Source organism: Pinisolibacter aquiterrae (assembly GCF_019160155.1).
In the GTDB taxonomy this organism is placed as follows: domain Bacteria; phylum Pseudomonadota; class Alphaproteobacteria; order Rhizobiales; family Ancalomicrobiaceae; genus Pinisolibacter; species Pinisolibacter aquiterrae.
The window spans coordinates 255,586-270,655 of sequence record NZ_JAFNIH010000019.1; the positions used below are offsets into that span (position 1 = coordinate 255,586).

Annotated in this window: 15 protein-coding genes and 1 other RNA gene; 12 read left to right on the top strand and 4 right to left on the bottom strand. The window is 70.4% G+C overall.

Annotated features, from left to right (window positions below; genetic code table 11):
• Window positions 1–5: 5 nt before the first annotated feature.
• Both J3S89_RS05490 and J3S89_RS05495 read right to left on the bottom strand, forming a co-directional pair.
• Window positions 6–980, bottom strand: coding sequence for a DUF6384 family protein (locus J3S89_RS05490; RefSeq protein ID WP_230489121.1), 975 nt, complete (start codon window positions 978–980; stop codon window positions 6–8).
• Window positions 981–996: 16 nt separating this feature from the next.
• Complete coding sequence (locus J3S89_RS05495) at window positions 997–2,145, bottom strand: cell surface protein (protein ID WP_238481965.1); 1,149 nt, start codon at window positions 2,143–2,145, stop codon at window positions 997–999.
• A 292-nt stretch (window positions 2,146–2,437) separates the two neighbouring features.
• On the opposite strand from J3S89_RS05495, the gene J3S89_RS05500 reads away from it, so the two are divergent.
• The 7 genes from J3S89_RS05500 to J3S89_RS05530 all read left to right on the top strand — a co-directional run bounded on the left by J3S89_RS05500 (window position 2,438) and on the right by J3S89_RS05530 (window position 8,372).
• Window positions 2,438–3,628: an MFS transporter gene (locus J3S89_RS05500; RefSeq protein WP_217926469.1), complete on the top strand. Its 1,191-nt coding sequence runs from the start codon at window positions 2,438–2,440 to the stop codon at window positions 3,626–3,628.
• Between the two features lie 214 nt (window positions 3,629–3,842).
• Window positions 3,843–4,142: a DUF2849 domain-containing protein gene (locus J3S89_RS05505; RefSeq protein ID WP_217926470.1), complete on the top strand. Its 300-nt coding sequence runs from the start codon at window positions 3,843–3,845 to the stop codon at window positions 4,140–4,142.
• A 23-nt stretch (window positions 4,143–4,165) separates the two neighbouring features.
• Window positions 4,166–5,833 (top strand): nitrite/sulfite reductase, encoded by a 1,668-nt coding sequence (locus J3S89_RS05510; protein WP_217926471.1) that lies wholly within the window; start codon window positions 4,166–4,168, stop codon window positions 5,831–5,833.
• Entirely contained in the window at window positions 5,830–6,606 is a 777-nt protein-coding gene (locus tag J3S89_RS05515; RefSeq protein WP_217926472.1) for a phosphoadenylyl-sulfate reductase, read from the top strand. Before J3S89_RS05510 ends, J3S89_RS05515 begins: the two co-directional genes overlap by 4 nt.
• A 3-nt stretch (window positions 6,607–6,609) precedes the next feature.
• Window positions 6,610–7,140, top strand: coding sequence for a DUF934 domain-containing protein (locus J3S89_RS05520; protein ID WP_217926473.1), 531 nt, complete (start codon window positions 6,610–6,612; stop codon window positions 7,138–7,140).
• Window positions 7,141–7,434: 294 nt separating this feature from the next.
• Window positions 7,435–7,758, top strand: coding sequence for a 2Fe-2S iron-sulfur cluster-binding protein (locus tag J3S89_RS05525; RefSeq protein WP_217926829.1), 324 nt, complete (start codon window positions 7,435–7,437; stop codon window positions 7,756–7,758).
• Window positions 7,755–8,372: an NUDIX domain-containing protein gene (locus J3S89_RS05530; RefSeq protein WP_217926474.1), complete on the top strand. Its 618-nt coding sequence runs from the start codon at window positions 7,755–7,757 to the stop codon at window positions 8,370–8,372. The genes J3S89_RS05525 and J3S89_RS05530 overlap by 4 nt, the downstream gene beginning before the upstream one ends.
• Here J3S89_RS05530 and J3S89_RS05535 read toward each other — a convergent pair.
• On the bottom strand, window positions 8,369–9,241 hold the full coding sequence (locus J3S89_RS05535) for an AraC family transcriptional regulator (protein WP_217926475.1): 873 nt from the start codon (window positions 9,239–9,241) through the stop codon (window positions 8,369–8,371). The two genes, J3S89_RS05530 and J3S89_RS05535, sit on opposite strands and share 4 nt — an antisense overlap.
• Before the next feature lie 158 nt (window positions 9,242–9,399).
• On the opposite strand from J3S89_RS05535, the gene J3S89_RS05540 reads away from it, so the two are divergent.
• The 5 genes from J3S89_RS05540 (at window position 9,400) to recR (ending at window position 14,062) form a co-directional block, all read left to right on the top strand.
• Window positions 9,400–10,317, top strand: coding sequence for a DMT family transporter (locus tag J3S89_RS05540; RefSeq protein WP_217926476.1), 918 nt, complete (start codon window positions 9,400–9,402; stop codon window positions 10,315–10,317).
• 88 nt (window positions 10,318–10,405) lie between these two features.
• Window positions 10,406–10,502, top strand: an RNA gene (gene ffs, locus J3S89_RS05545) — signal recognition particle sRNA small type.
• A 63-nt stretch (window positions 10,503–10,565) separates the two neighbouring features.
• A complete protein-coding gene (locus J3S89_RS05550) occupies window positions 10,566–12,482 on the top strand; it encodes a DNA polymerase III subunit gamma/tau (protein ID WP_217926477.1) in 1,917 nt (638 codons plus the stop codon).
• Window positions 12,483–12,522: 40 nt separating this feature from the next.
• Window positions 12,523–12,843: a YbaB/EbfC family nucleoid-associated protein gene (locus tag J3S89_RS05555; protein WP_217926478.1), complete on the top strand. Its 321-nt coding sequence runs from the start codon at window positions 12,523–12,525 to the stop codon at window positions 12,841–12,843.
• Between the two features lie 598 nt (window positions 12,844–13,441).
• Entirely contained in the window at window positions 13,442–14,062 is a 621-nt protein-coding gene (recR, locus tag J3S89_RS05560) for a recombination mediator RecR (RefSeq protein ID WP_217926479.1), read from the top strand.
• 132 nt (window positions 14,063–14,194) lie between these two features.
• On the opposite strand, the gene J3S89_RS05565 is transcribed toward recR, so the two are convergent.
• Window positions 14,195–15,070: an EamA family transporter gene (locus tag J3S89_RS05565; RefSeq protein ID WP_217926480.1), complete on the bottom strand. Its 876-nt coding sequence runs from the start codon at window positions 15,068–15,070 to the stop codon at window positions 14,195–14,197.

Consider the following 15,070-nt stretch of genomic DNA (forward strand, 5'->3'; position numbering starts at 1 on the left):
GGGGGTCACCACTCGGTGATGGCGCCGGTCTCGACCGGCAGGGTCCAACGGACGTCGAGTTCGCCGCGACGCTTCTCACCCAGACGCGGCTGCTGGATGATGTCGTCGTCCCGTTTGTCGGCGGCGACCCGGTCGTAGGTCGCCTGCGGCACCCGTTGACCCCAGATCGTCACCGTCTTCTTCACCTGGTTTTCTTCGTTGGTGATCTCGCGCGGCAGCGCCTTGCCGTCCGGGCCGATCGCCTCGACGATCAGATAGTAGTTGCGCGACTGCTTGCCCGGCGGCAGCCGATAGACGCCGGAGCGCACGCCCGAGCGCGACACCACCCGGATCTCGTAGCTCTGCCGGAGCGTCGCCGTCAGCCCATCGAGTTCGCCGATCGCCGCCTTCGCCGCGGGCGCGTCGGAGCGCGCGATCGCAGCCCGACCGCGCTTGGCGACCTCGTCGATCCACGCCGTCGCCGCCGGCACCTTGGCCTCGTCGCGCGCCGCCTGCGCCGCCTTGGCGAGCGCCTGCGGCAGGGTCTGGGCGATCTCCACCCGCGCCGCCTCGGCCGCGCGCTCGGCGCCGCCGACCACGAAATAGGAATAACCGCCGATACCGACCGCCAACGCCACGACGACGCCGGCGACGATCGCCGCCCAGCGACCGCGATCGATCCACATCAGCGCCAGCGTCCGGGCGAAGCTCGGCGGCGTCGGCGTATAGGAGAAGCGGCTCTCCTCGAGCCCCTTCACGCCCTGCTCGATGATCGAATCCGGCACCGAGATGCCCTGATCGGCATAGAGCTTCTTCAGCCGCTCCACGAGCGCCGCCTTGCGGGCGTCGTCGTCGAGTTCCCGGAGCGCCACCGTCTCCTGGTGGCGCAGGGTGTCGACGACGTCCATCGCCAACATCAGATCGTCGAGCTTCTGGGGCGCCGGGGGCGTGGCCGGGGAAACCCCGGCCACGGTCGGCGACGTCATGGCGACGTCGGTCATCGCATGCACCTTCGCGTCAGGAGGCCTTGTCCAGCTCGGCACCGGCCGTGATCAGCCGCGCCATGCGGCGCTTGCCGTCCTCGACCGCGTCGCGGATCTCGGCCGAGTTCCTGGTCGACTGATCGCGCATCTCGGCGATGATCTCGGTCGACTTGATCTGGAAGTTGACGACCGAGTCGACCAGCTTCTTGACCGCGTCGGCGCGGATGGTCGGGCCGTAGCCGGCGCGCACCGCCGCCTCCTGGACCTTGTCGCCGATCTCGGCGAGCGACTCCAGGCTCTTGGAGACGCCCTCCTTCATCGCGTTGAGGGTCTGGGTCGATTCGTGCAGGCCGAACATGCCGGTGAACGAGGCCTTCAGCGCCGTCAGCACCGAATCGTTGGTCGAGAAGAAGCTGACCGACTGCTGATAGACCCGCTCCTTGGCGTTGGTCGTCTGCATCAGACGCGCCATGATGACCTCGGAGGTGTTGTAGCCGATGGTCAGATTGTCGGAGAGATCCTTGGCGATCTGATAGCGCTTCTCCTCGTCCTGGGTGCGGCGCACGTGTTCGTCGCGCTCGAGCTCGAGCCGCGCCTTCTCGGCCGGCTCGCCCTGGAAGGCGGCGACCTTGTCGGCGGCGGCGGCGAGATCGGCCTTGGTCTTGTTCCAGTGATCCTCGGCCTGCTTCAGCACCTCGAGGGCGAGCACCTCGGCCTGCTTGAGGGCGCCGCGATAGTCGCGATAGGCCTCGAGGATGGTGCCCTCGCGCTCGATCTGGTTCTTGGTCTCCTTGGAGACGTCGAGATAGATCGCACGCACCTTGTCGAAACGGTCGGCGATGTCGCCGCGCGACAGCTTCATCCAGGCGTTGGTGGCGCGCTCGAACATGTCGATCTTACCGTCGGCGATCTGATCGACCATCTTCTTGGCGTCGTCGCGGATCGAGTCGAAACCGGAGGTGATCGCCTTGTAGCGCTCGCCGATCTCCATCTGCGAGACTTGATTGCGCACCACCTCGTTGAACACCTCGGCCTGACCGAGGGTGCGGGTGATGATCACGATCTTGTCGGGGGAGAGATCGGAGATCTTCTCGAGCAGCCCGACGATCGGCGCCTCGGCGGTGGTCGGCGGGGCGAGACCGAGGTCGCGCAGGGCGCCCATGGCCTTGTCGAGATACTGCATCGGCGTTTTGACGAGGACGTCGGACACGGGGCTTCTCCCAGTTTCGTGACACGGCGGACGGACCCACCCGCGTCGACAGATGGGGTCGACGGTCGTGAGTCTCCAGGGCCTGACCTTACGACAGTTCCGCCGAAGCTCCATGACGCCCGCACTTCGCGGCGCCATTCGACACCCGCGCCCGGGCCTTTGTCCACCGCTCTCGCATGCGTGAGGGGCAGACACGCGCCACCTCCCCTGGCGTCCGGACGGCAAGTCGATACTGTCTAATCGATCGAAATCGGAAAATGCGCCCGTGCCCACCCTCGTCGTCCTGGTCTTCGGCTATCTCCTCAGCCAGTTCTATCGCTCCTTCCTCGCGATCATCGCCCCTGAACTCGCCACCGACGTCGGCCTCGACGCGGCTTGGCTCGGCGTCGTCTCGGCCGCCTTCTTCGCCGCCTTCGCCGCGGTGCAGATCCCGGTCGGCGCCTCGCTCGACCGTTTCGGCGCGCGGCGCACCGTCGCCGGGCCGATGCTGCTCGCCATGATCGGATCGATCGTCTTCGCCACCTCGCACACGCCCTGGGTCTCGGTCGCCGGCATGGCGCTGATCGGCTTCGGCTGCGCCCCGATCTTCATGGGCGCGCTGTGGGTGATCGGCCGCACCAGCACGCCGGCCCGTTTCGCGCTGTTCTCCTCGGTGATCGTCGGCATCGGCTCGCTCGGCAATCTCGCCGCCGCCACGCCGCTCGCCGCCGTCGCCCAGGCCTGGGGCTGGCGCGCGACCATGCTCGCCATCGCCGCCGCGACCCTCCTCGCCGCCGCCCTGGTCTTCTTCGTGGTGCGCGATCCCCCGCCCCTGATCGAGAAGACCGAGACCCGGGAGCGCGCCCCCGGCCTCGTCGACGTCCTGAAGATCCGCCAGTTGTGGCCGCTCTATCCGATCGCGCTCCTCTCCTACCCGATCGTCGTGGCGGTGCGCGGTCTCTGGGTCGGCCCCTATTTCTCCGACGTCCACCATCTCGCCCCCGTCGAGCGCGGCAACGCGGTCTCGGTGATGGTCTTCGCCATGATCTTCGCCTCCTTCGCCTACGGTCCGCTCGACCGCTGGTTCCGCACCCGCAAATGGGTGGTGGTGGCCGGCACGGTGCTGACCATCGGCGGCCTCGCCGCCCTGGCGCTGATCCCGGCCATGGGCGTCGGCCCGGCGAGCCTCGCCTTCGGCGCCATCGGCGGCTTCGGCATGACCTACGGCGTATTGATGGCGCACACCCGCGCCTTCCTGCCCGCCCCCCTGCTCGGCCGCGGCCTGACCTTGATGAACATGGCCCTGATCGGCGGCGCCGCGGTGATCCAGCCGCTCTCCGGCGCCTTCATGAAACATCTCGCCGCCCAAGGCCTCTCGCCGGCGGCGGCGCACGCGAGCCTCTACGGCGTCTTCGCCCTGGGGCTCGGTGTGACGCTGGTCGTCTATCTCCTCTCCGAGGACGCCCGCCCCCACTGAGCCCACGCTCGAGCCGGCGCCGAACACCCTCTCGCGGGAGGCTTTCCCCGCGCCGTTTCGCGCGGGCGCCGAAGCAGGAAAATCTGTTTCGCCGCCTCCCGCGATTTCGCAAACGCGAACGGCGCGGGCCGATCCCGCCTCCTCTAGAAACGAGGTCGAGCCGCCCGGATCCGGAGATCCGGACCCCGTCCCCGTCGTTTCGAGAGGCCGCGCCATGCAGGTCGTCACCGCCAACCGCCTGATCGACGGCCGCGTCGTCTTCCGCGATGCCGAGGGCCGTTGGGTCGAGGCCTTCGCCGCCGCCGCCGTGCTCACGCCCGAGGCCGCCGCCGCCGCGATCGCCGCGGCGGGCGAGGACGTCGCCGCCCGCCGCATCGTCGATCCCTATGCGGTCGCGCTGATCGACCTCGACGGCCGGCCGACGCCGGCGACCATGCGCGAGCGCATCCGCGCCTCCGGCCCGACCTCCGGGTCCGAGGCGGCGGCCCGCGCCGACCGCGCCCGCGCCGCCTGAGGCGAGATCGAAGGAGACCCGCCATGTACGTCTACGACGATTTCGACCACCAGTTCGTCGCCGCCCGCGTCGCCCAGTTCCGCGATCAGGTGGCCCGGCGCCTGTCGGGCGATCTGACCGAGGAGCAGTTCCGCCCGCTCCGTCTGATGAACGGCGTCTATCTCCAGCTCCATTCCTACATGCTGCGGGTCGCCATCCCCTACGGCACCCTGTCGAGCCGCCAGTTGCGCTCCCTCGCCCGCATCGCCCGGGTCTACGACAAGGGCTACGGCCATTTCACCACCCGCCAGAACATTCAGTTCAATTGGCCGGCGCTGAAGGATCTGCCCGACATCCTCGAGGAGCTGGCGGCGGTCGAGATGCACGCCATCCAGACCTCGGGCAACTGCATCCGCAACGTCACCGCCGATCATTTCGCCGGTGCCGCTCCCGACGAGATCGCCGATCCGCGCCCCTACGCGGAGATCCTGCGCCAATGGTCGTCGCTCCACCCGGAGTTCACCTACCTGCCGCGCAAGTTCAAGATCGCCGTCACCGGCGCCACCGAGGACCGCGCCGCCATCCGCTTCCACGACATCGGCTTCGCGGTGAAGAAGAACGCGGCCGGCGAGATCGGCTTCGAGGTCCACGTCGGCGGCGGTCTCGGCCGTTCGCCCTTCGTCGCCTGGAAGCTGCGCGACTTCCTGCCCGAGGCGGATCTGCTCGCCTATACCCAGGCGATCCTGCGCGTCTACAATCTCTACGGACGCCGCGACAACAAGTACAAGGCCCGCATCAAGATCCTCCTGCACGAGGCGGGACGCGAGACCATCCGCGACGAGGTCGAGGCCGAATTCGCCGCCCTCGGCGATCGCGCCCTGACGCTGCGCCCCGACGACGTCGCCCGCATCGCCGCCCATTTCGCGCCCCCCGCCTTCGAGACCCTCGCCGCAGAGAGCGCGATCGAGGCGGCCGCCGCCGCCCGCGATCCCGCCTTCGCCCGCTGGACCGGCGCCAACGTCTCCGCCCACAAGGTCGCGGGCTACGCCTCGGTGACGATCTCGCTGAAGCCGGAGGACGGCGTGCCGGGCGACGCCACCGCGACCGAGATGGAGGCGATCGCCGACCTCGCCGACCGCTTCGCCTTCGGCCATCTCCGCATCTCCCACCGTCAGAATGTGGTGTTCCCGCACGTGAAGCGCGACGATCTGCCGGCGCTCCACGCCGGGCTGGTCGCCGCCGGGCTCGCCACCGCCAACGCCGGTCTCGTCACCGACACCATCACCTGCCCCGGCCTCGACTTCTGCGCGCTCGCCAACGCCCGCTCGATCCCGATCGCGAAAGACATTTCGCGCCGCTTCGCCGACCCCGCCCGCGCTGCCGAAATCGGCCCGCTCGACGTCAAGATCTCCGGCTGCATCAACGCCTGCGGCCATCACCACGTCGGCGCGATCGGCATCCTCGGCGTCGACCGCAAGGGCAGGGAATTCTACCAGATCACCCTCGGCGGCGACGCCGGTGATGCCGCCCGCATCGGCGATGCCGCCGGCCCCGGCTTCTGGCCCGATCAGGTCGCCGACGCGGTCGAGACCATCGTCGACACCTATCTCAGCCTCAGGTCGTCGCCGCGCGAGACCTTCCTCGAGGCCTATGGCCGCGTCGGCGTCGCCCCCTTCAAGGCCGCCCTGGCGACGCTCGGAGAGCGGACATGACGGCGATCGAGATCGTCTCCGCCGAGGCCCGGCGCCGGCTGGCGGCGGCGGAGGCGGCCGAATTCCGCGCCGCCGCTCTCGACGGGCTCCACGCCGGCCTGCCGACGGCCGAGCTGATCGATCTCGCGATCCACCGCCTCTTCCCCGGCCGGATCGCGGTCGTCTCCTCGTTCGGGGCGGAATCCGCCGTGCTGCTCGATCTCGTGGCGGAGGTCTCGACCTCGGTGCCGATCCTCTTCGTGGACACCGAGAAGCTCTTCGAGGAGACGCTTCGTCACCGCGACCGTCTCGTCGAGCGGCTCGGCTTCACCGACGTGCGGACCCTGCGCCCCGATCCGGTCGCCGTCGCCGCGACCGACGCCGACGGCTGGCTCTGGCACACCGACCCCGACGCCTGCTGCGCCCTGCGCAAGGTGGCGCCGCTCGCTCGTGCCATCGAGGGGTTCGATGCCTGGATCTCCGGCCGCAAGCGCTTCCAGGCCGCGACCCGGACGGCCATTCCGACTTTCGAGGCCGACGGTCGCCGCATCAAGGTGAACCCGCTCGCCGCCTGGACGCCCGAGGCGATCGCCGAGCGCGTCCGCGCCCGCGATCTGCCCGCCCATCCGCTGGTCGAGAAGGGCTTTCCCTCGATCGGCTGCCTGCCCTGCACCAGCCGCGTCGCGCCCGGCGAGGATCCGCGCGCCGGACGGTGGCGGGGCAAGGCCAAGACCGAATGCGGCATCCACCTCGGCCTCGGAGCCGGTGACGACAACGACGGCAGTGGGATCTGAACGATGAAGGACGTCTTCCGCAAGACCGGGTTCACCCTCGACGCCCGCGTCGTCGTCGCCGACGGCGAGACGATCGGCAATCGCGCCTTCTTCGTCTCCAAGGCCCGCTTCCTCGCCGAGCGCGAGGCGCTGCTGGCGCGCGGCTCCGACCTCGGCATCGTCCTCGATCCCGGCGATCGCCTCGACGATCTCGCCGCCGATCTGGCGGTGATCGGCGCCCTGGCGATCCGCTTTCCGAAGTTCGGCGACGGCCGCGGCTCCTCGCTCGCCCGCCTCGCCCGCGAGCGCCACGGCTTCACCGGCGAATTGCGCGCCGTCGGCGACATCCTGTGGGACCAGCTCGAGGCGCTCTGCCGCTGCGGCTTCGACACGATCGAGGTCGAGGACGAGCCGACCCGCCGCCGCCTCGAGCGCGGCGAGCGCCCCGCCCTGCCGGTGCGCTATCAGCCGACCGGCGCCGGCGACGGCTTCGCCCCCCTCCAGCATCGCCCCTGGGTGTCGACCGCCTGGCGCGACGCCTGGTGCGGCGCGTGATACCGAGCGCACGACGTTTCGACCCGTTCGAGACGTCGTGCGCCGAGGCGAGCCCGACCGGACGTCGGCCGGTCGGGCCGTAACGCTCATGAAATTCGGACGCGTCCGAATTTCATGAGCCCAGTAGGACAGGAGCTTCGCCGAACGATGGAGCGCGTGACGATTGAACCGGACGAGGCGGTGCGCTATGCCCCCGGCACGGCGGAATTGCGCGGCGCGAAAGACGACATCATGACCGACACCCCCCAGCCGATCTTCGAGGAGGATCCGTTCGATCCCTTCGACGAAGGCTCGATCAAGATCACCGTGGTCGACCGCGACGGCGTCGAACACACGCTCGCCGCCCTCGACGGCTGGCGCGTGATGGAGGTGATCCGCGACTGGGGTCTGCCGATCAAGGCCGAATGCGGCGGCGCCTGCGCCTGCGGCACCTGCCACGTCTACGTCGATCCCGAATGGATGGACCAACTCCCGCCGCCGACCGACGAGGAGATGGATCAGCTCGACCAGATCTTCGAGGTTCAGGAGAATTCCCGCCTCGCCTGCCAGATCCTCACCGCCGAGAACCTCGAGGGCCTGCGCCTGACGCTCGCCCCCGGTTCCGAGCTCGACGGATGAGCGCGCCCGACGACGCATCCGGCGCCCGGCCCTACCGGATCCTCTCGCGCGAGACCATGTGGAAGGGCTTCTGCAGCCTTGAGCGCGTCACCTTCGCCACCCGCCGCCGCGACGGACGCGACCACACCCAGACCTTCGAGATCGAGAACCACGGCTGGGCCGCCGCCGTGCTCGCCTATGATCCCGCCCGCCGGGAAGCGGTGCTGGTGCGCCAGTTGCGCCTGCCCCAGGCGCTCCAGGGCGACGATCCCCTCAGCCTCGAGGTCGTCGCCGGCCTCCTCGACGGCGACGGCGAGGGCCCCGAGGCGACCGCTCGCCGCGAGGCCATGGAAGAGGCCGGGCTCGACCTCGGCCGCATCGAGGCGATCGGCGCGTTCCGCCCCTCCCCCGGCCTCGTCGGCGAGAAGGTGTGGCTCTACCTCGCCGAGGTCGACCTCGCCGCCGCCCGTGTCGGCGACGGCGGCGGCCTCGCCCACGAGGGCGAGGACATCGAGGTGGTGGTGATCGCTCTGTCGGACCTCGCCGCGCTCGTCGACCGGGGCGAGGGCCTCGATCTGAAGACCGCCCATGCGGTCCAGACGCTCAGGGTTCGGCGGCCCGAACTCTTCGCCTAACCGCGCGCCTCGGCGCCCGCCGCCCGCCGCCACGCCCCCGGCGCGAGCCCGGTCGCGGCGCGGAAGGCACGGGTGAAATGGCTCTGGTGCGACCAGCCGCAGGCGCTCGCCACCTCCGCCAGCCCGACGCCCGCCCGCATCAACCGCCGCGCCTCCGCGACCCGCGCCGCCTCGAGAAACCCGTGCGGGCTGAGACCGTGGCTCACCCGGAACATCCGCTGGAAATGAAACGGGCTGAGCCCCGCCTCCGCCGCCAGATCCTCGAGGCTCGGCGGCGCATCGAGCCGCGCCCGCAGCCGCTCGACCGCCCGCCGCGAGACAGCCGGCGCGAGCCCGCCCCGCAACGGCCGCGCGGCGGCGGCCCCGTGCGCCGGCGAGGTGAGGAGCCGGTGACAGAGATCGGCGAGCACCGCCTCGGCGGCGAAGACGTCGTCCCGCTCGCAACAGGCGGCGAGCGCCGTCATCGCGGCGGCGAGCCCCGGCTCGCGGTAATAGGTGAGGTCGGGCAGCGACAAGGTCGCCGGTTCCCGGTCGAGCGTCTCCGCCATGAAGGCGCGCAGCCGCTCGTCGGAGAGATAGAGATGGACGAAGCGGAAGCGGCCGCCGATCGCCCAGTCCGATCCCGAGCCCTGCGGCAGGAGACAGAGCGCGCCGGGCCGCCCGCGCACCGCGCCGCGATCCATCCGCCGGCTCTCCTCGCCGCCCTCGAGATAGAGGCTCAGCGTGTGGAGGCGCGTGTTCTCGTAGCGCACCCGATCGGCGTCGTTGGTCCAGATCGCGACGCCGCGCCCGCGCCCGACGTCGAGCCGCCCCTGCAACCGGGCCGCCGAACGCGACAGTTGATCGAAGACGGAGAGCGCGGCGGACATCGAGGCTCGGTCGGCGGAGGAGATCCCGCCCACTGTGGCAGCCGCCGCGACCCGGGACAACCCGTCCGCCGTGCGCCGTCGACGTTTCACCGCAAGATCGTGCAAGCCGGCGCCGGCCGATCGCGGCATGGTCCTCGCCCAATCGAGGAACCTTTCCGATGAACGCCCTTCTCTTCGCCACCACCGTCTTCGTCTGGGGCACCACCTGGATCGCCATCGCGATGCAGCTGGGGCCGGTGCCCGTGCTGACGTCGATCTTCTACCGCTTCGCGCTCGCCGCGCTCCTGCTCCTGCCGGTGCTGGCGCTCCTCGGCCGCCTCGCCCCGACACGGCCGCGCGACCATCTCTTCATGGCGCTGCAGGGGCTCTGCCTCTTCAGCCTCAACTTCGTCTGTTTCTACAACGCCACCCGCTTCATCCCGAGCGGGCTCGTCTCGGTCGTCTTCTCGCTGGCGACGATCTACAACGCCGTCAACGCCCGCCTCTTCTTCGGCGAACGCATCGCCGCGCGCACCCTCCTCGCCACCGCGATCGGCGTCGGCGGCCTCGCCGTGCTCTTCGCCCCGGCGGTGCGCGAGGGGATCCTCGGCCCCGACGCGCCGCTCGGCCTCGCCTTGGCGGCGCTCGGCACCCTGTTCTTCTCCTTCGGCAACATGGTCTCGCGCCGCAACTCCGCCGCCGGCGTCCCCCCGCTCACCGCCAACGCCTATGGCATGACCTACGCGAGCCTGTTCCTCCTCGCCGTCCTCGCCGCGACCGGAACCCCGCTCGTCGCCCCGCCCGACACGCGCTACCTGCTCGCCCTCGGGTGGCTCGCGGTCTTCGGCTCGGTGATCGGCTTCACCACCTATCTGATGCTGGTCGCCCGCATCGGCTCCGGCCGCGCCGCCTATGCGACGGTGATGTTCCCGGTGATCGCCCTGCTGCTCTCCGCGCTCTACGAGGGCTACGTCTTCGATCTGCGCACCGCGATCGGCCTCGGTCTGACCATCCTCGGCAATCTCGTGATCTTCGGCGGCCTTCGCTGGCCGGGCGCGCGGGCCTCCGTCGCGCCCCCGCTCCCCGGCCGATCCTGACCGGGGAGGACGCGAAGACGGCCGTGCCTGTGGGGAGAAGCGCCTCCCCTCTTGCCTTTTCGCCGTTCATCCCCGATATGAAGCCCTGGGAGGTCGGCGGTGGACGTTGTCACTCGCCGACCGGGTCAGGTCCGGAAGGAAGCAGCCCAGACGAGTCGGACGCGGGTCGCGCGTCGGCCTCCTTCTTCGCTTTCGAGAGCGGCCCCGATCGATCGGGTTCTTGAGGTTTCTTCGAGAGAGGCGCCCGCATGGACGGTCTGTTTCCGCCCGACGCCGCCGAGAAGCCCGCCGCCTCCGGCGCCTATCGCGTCCTCGCCCGCAAATATCGCCCGCAGAACTTCGACGACCTGATCGGCCAGGAGCCGATGGTCCGCACCCTCTCGAACGCCTTCCAGATCGGCCGCATCGCCCAAGGCTGGATGCTGACCGGCGTGCGCGGTGTCGGCAAGACCACCACCGCCCGCATCCTGGCGCGCGCGCTCAACTACGAGATCCCCGGCGAGATCGACCGCCCGACCATCGAGATGCCGAAGCTCGGCGTCCACTGCAAGGCGATCATGGAAGGCCGCCACGTCGACGTCATCGAGATGGACGCCGCCTCCCACACCGGCATCGGCGACATCCGCGAGATCATCGAGGCGGTGCGCTACAAGCCGGTCTCGGCGCGGATGAAGGTCTACATCATCGACGAGGTGCACATGCTCTCGTCGCAGGCCTTCAACGGCCTCCTCAAGACGCTCGAGGAGCCGCCCGAGCACGTCAAGTTCATCTTCGCCACCACCGAGATCCGCAAGGTCCCGATCACCATCCTGTCGCGCTGCCAGCGCTTCGACCTCAGGCGCATCGAGGCCGAGGTCCTGGTGCGCCACCTGCGCCGGATCGCCGACGCCGAGGCCGTCGAGATCGACGACGAGGCGCTGCGGCTGGTCGCCCGCGCGGCGGAGGGCTCGGTCCGCGACAGCCTCTCCCTGCTCGATCAGGCGATCGCCCACGGCGACGGCCGCATCGAGGTGGCGGAAGTGCGCCAGATGCTCGGGCTCGCCGATCGCGCCCGCATCATCGATCTCTTCGAGCATCTCATGAAGGGCGACGCCGCCGGCGCCCTCGCCGAGCTGCGCGCCCAATGGAACGTCGGCGCCGACCCGGCCGTGGTGATCGCCGATCTCGCCGACTTCACCCATTTCGTCACCCGCCTGAAACTGGTGCCGGAGGCCGCCGCCGACGCCGGCATCTCCGAGGACGAGCGCGTGCGCGGCGGCGCCTTCGCCGCCGGCCTGTCGCTGCGGGTGCTGTCGCGCGCCTGGCAGATGCTGCTGAAGGGTCACGACGAGGTCAAGAACGCCCCCAAGGCGCTCGCCGCCGCCGAGATGCTGCTGGTCCGCCTCGCCTATGCCGCCGACCTGCCGACCCCGGACGAGGCGCTGAAGATGCTGCGCCAGGGTGCCGCGCCCGCCGGCACGCCCGCCCCGTCGGCGCCGCGCGGCCCGGGCGGTGGTGCCGCGCCGACCGGCCAGACCACCACCATGGCGGTCTCCGGATCCGGCGGCGCCCAGGCTCGCCAGGCCGATCCGTCGCCCGTCGCGCGCCTCGCCGAACCCGATCCGACGCCCCGCGTCGAGCCGGAGAGCCCACCCCCGCCCGGCCCGCGCCTCGTCGCCAGCAACGCCACGCCGACGCCGCCCGCGCCGAAGCCCGCCGTCACCCGGCGCGGACCGGCGCTCACCCAACTCGCCGACGTCGCCGCGCTCGCCGCCGAACATCGCGACATCCGCCTGAAGATCGCGGTCGAGCGGCAGATGCGCCCGGTCGCCTTCCAGCCCGGCCGCATCGACGTGTCGCTGGAACCCGGCGCCGCCTTCGACCTGCCTCAGGATCTCGCTCGCAAACTGTCGGAATGGACCGGCGAGCGCTGGATCGTCGCGGTCTCGCGCGAGGCCGGCGGCGCCACCGTCGCCGAGGAGCGCGAGCAGTTGCGCGATCGCCTCGTCACCGACGCCCGCGCCGAACCGCTGGTCGCCGCCGTGCTGAAGCGCTTCCCCGGCGCCGCCATCGTCGACGTGCGCGTCCGCAGCGAGGCGACCGAGGAGACCGGCGACACCGAACTCGCCTGGGACGCCCCGCCGGCCGGCGACGAGGGCGATCCCGGCTGGACCCCCGACGACTGATCGCGGCACGAAGAGCGATCCCGAGCCCGAGGAGCACGCCATGGACTTCATGAAGATGATGAGCAAGGCCAAGGAGATGCAGGCCAAGATGGCCGGTCTTCAGGACGATCTCGCCCAGATCGAGGTGACCGGCGTCGCCGGCGCCGGCCTCGTCTCCGTCACCATCACCGGCAAGGGCGAGCTGAAGCGCGTCGCCATCGATCCCTCGCTGATGAAGCCCGAGGAGGCCGAGATCGTCGAGGACCTGATCGTCGCCGCCCACCGCGACGCCCACGCCAAGGCCGAAGCCGCGATCGCCGAGAAGATGGCCGAGATGACCGGCGGCATGGGCCTGCCCGGCGGCTTCAAGCTTCCGTTCTGAGCGAAGGCGCCCACACCTCTCGCCCCCCGACGCGTCCCCCGCGGGACGCCCCGCGCCGGCGGGGTCGAGGTGGAAACCGGCGAAATCGATGCGCTCATGGCGGACGGTCCCTCGTGACGTCGTGCCGGCCGACCTTGGCCGGAAAAGGTTCGGAAACACTTTCGGAGATCACGGAAATCTTCCGCGATCCCACGCGTCGCAGCGAAACCCCGCCCGAGGGGGCTCGGGCGGGGCTCGGTGCATCGAGGAGGAAGCGAACATCGAGGCGCCGGGTGTGACGACGCCGGGCGATGCCGGGATGGTAGTCGGGGTAGTCGGGGTGGTCGTTCGGGGTAGCTCGTCGGGGTGACGATGGGGGGTCCAGGGTCTCCTCTGCCGGGGGCACGGGTCTCTCGCATGACCATGTCGAGCCGTTCGATACCTCGATAAGCCCGCCCGCCTTGTCGACGCGTTTCCTCCGGTCGCGCAATTTTAATCGTTTGAATTTTTCTCCGGCGTCCGACGCCGACGGTTCGCGACCCCGGCCCGGAACCTTGGCGCGCGCCTGCCGCGCCGGGCTAGACTGGCGCTCCGATTCGCTCCGCCTCCGAGAGATTCCATGGCCAGACACGTCGCCGGACCCGAGATCGAGCGCCTGATTCAGCTCCTCGCCAAACTGCCCGGCCTCGGGCCGCGCTCGGCCCGCCGCGCCGCGCTGCATCTGATCGAGAAGAAGGAGAGCCTGCTCGCCCCGTTGACGCGGGCGATGGAGGTGGCGCTCGAGAAGGTCGGCGTCTGCTCGGTCTGCGGCAACATCGACACGCTCGACCCCTGCACCGTCTGCCGCGACGAGCGTCGCGACGCCTCGGTTCTGGTGGTGGTGGAGGGCGTCTCGGATCTTTGGGCGCTGGAGCGGGCCGGCGCCATCTCCGCCCGCTATCATGTTCTCGGCGGCGTCCTGTCGCCGCTCGACGGGGTCGGTCCGTCCGATCTCACCATCGACGCCCTGGTCGAGCGCTGCCGCTCCGGCGAGATCCGCGAGGTGATCCTGGCGGTCAACGCCACCGTCGAAGGCCAGACCACCGCCCATTACGTCACCGACCAGCTCGCCCGCCTCGCCGAGGAGGGCCACGAGGTCACGGTGACCCGGCTCGCCCACGGCGTCCCCGTCGGCGGCGAACTCGATCATCTCGACGACGGCACGATCGCCCAGGCGATGCGAGCGCGGACGAAGTTCTGAAACCGTGATGACGACGTTTCGACCTCTTCGAAACGTCGTCGGTGAAGGCAAGCCCGAACGGGCGTCGGCCGGTCAGGCCGTAACCTCATGAAATGCCGACGAGTCGGGATCTCATGAGACCGGAAGGCCCCCTCACGCCCGCCCGGGGGCGAGGCGCGGCCCGAACACGTTGACCACCAGCCCGGCGATCACCAGACCGGCGCCGATCGCCTCGAGCCCACCGACCGGCTCGCCCAGCACCGCCCAGGCGCTGGTCATGCCGAACACCGGCACGAGCAGCGAGAACGGCGCCACCGTCGCCGTCGCGTGCCGGCTCATCAGCCACGACCAGACGCCGAAGCCGAGCACCGTCGTCGGCCAGGCGAGATAGGCGACCGCGCCGATCGCCGTCCAGCTCGGATGGGCGAGCGCCGCACCGATCGCCGCCGGCCCCTCGATCGTCCAGGAGAGCGCGAAGAGTGGCAGCGGCGCCACCAGGCTCGCCCACACGACGAAGCCGAGCATGTCGACCCGGCCGGCCTTCTTGGTGACGATGTTGGCGAGGCCCCAACAGGCCGCCGCCGCCAGAACCATCAGGAACGGCCCGAGTGCCGCCCCCCCGCCCGAGCGCGTCGAGGCGATCACCCCGACGCCGATCGCCGCGATCGCCGCGCCGACGATCTGCACCCCGAGCGGCCGTTCGCCGAGCAGCAGGAACGCGAGCGCCATCGTGAAGAAGGCCTGCATCTGCAGCACCAGCGAGGAGAGCCCGGCGGGCATGCCGAGCTTCATCGCCGTGAACAGGAGGCCGAACTTCACCACCCCGAGCACCAGCCCGAAGGTCACCACCCAGTGCCACGCGCAGGCCGGTCGCTTCACGAAGAAGACAGCCGGCACCGCCGCGAACAGGAAGCGCAGGCCGGTCAGCAACAAGGGCGGCACGTCGGCGACGCCGATCTTGATGACGACGAAGTTGAACCCCCAGATCGCCACCACCAGGACGGCGAGAAGGACGTCGCGAAACGGCAT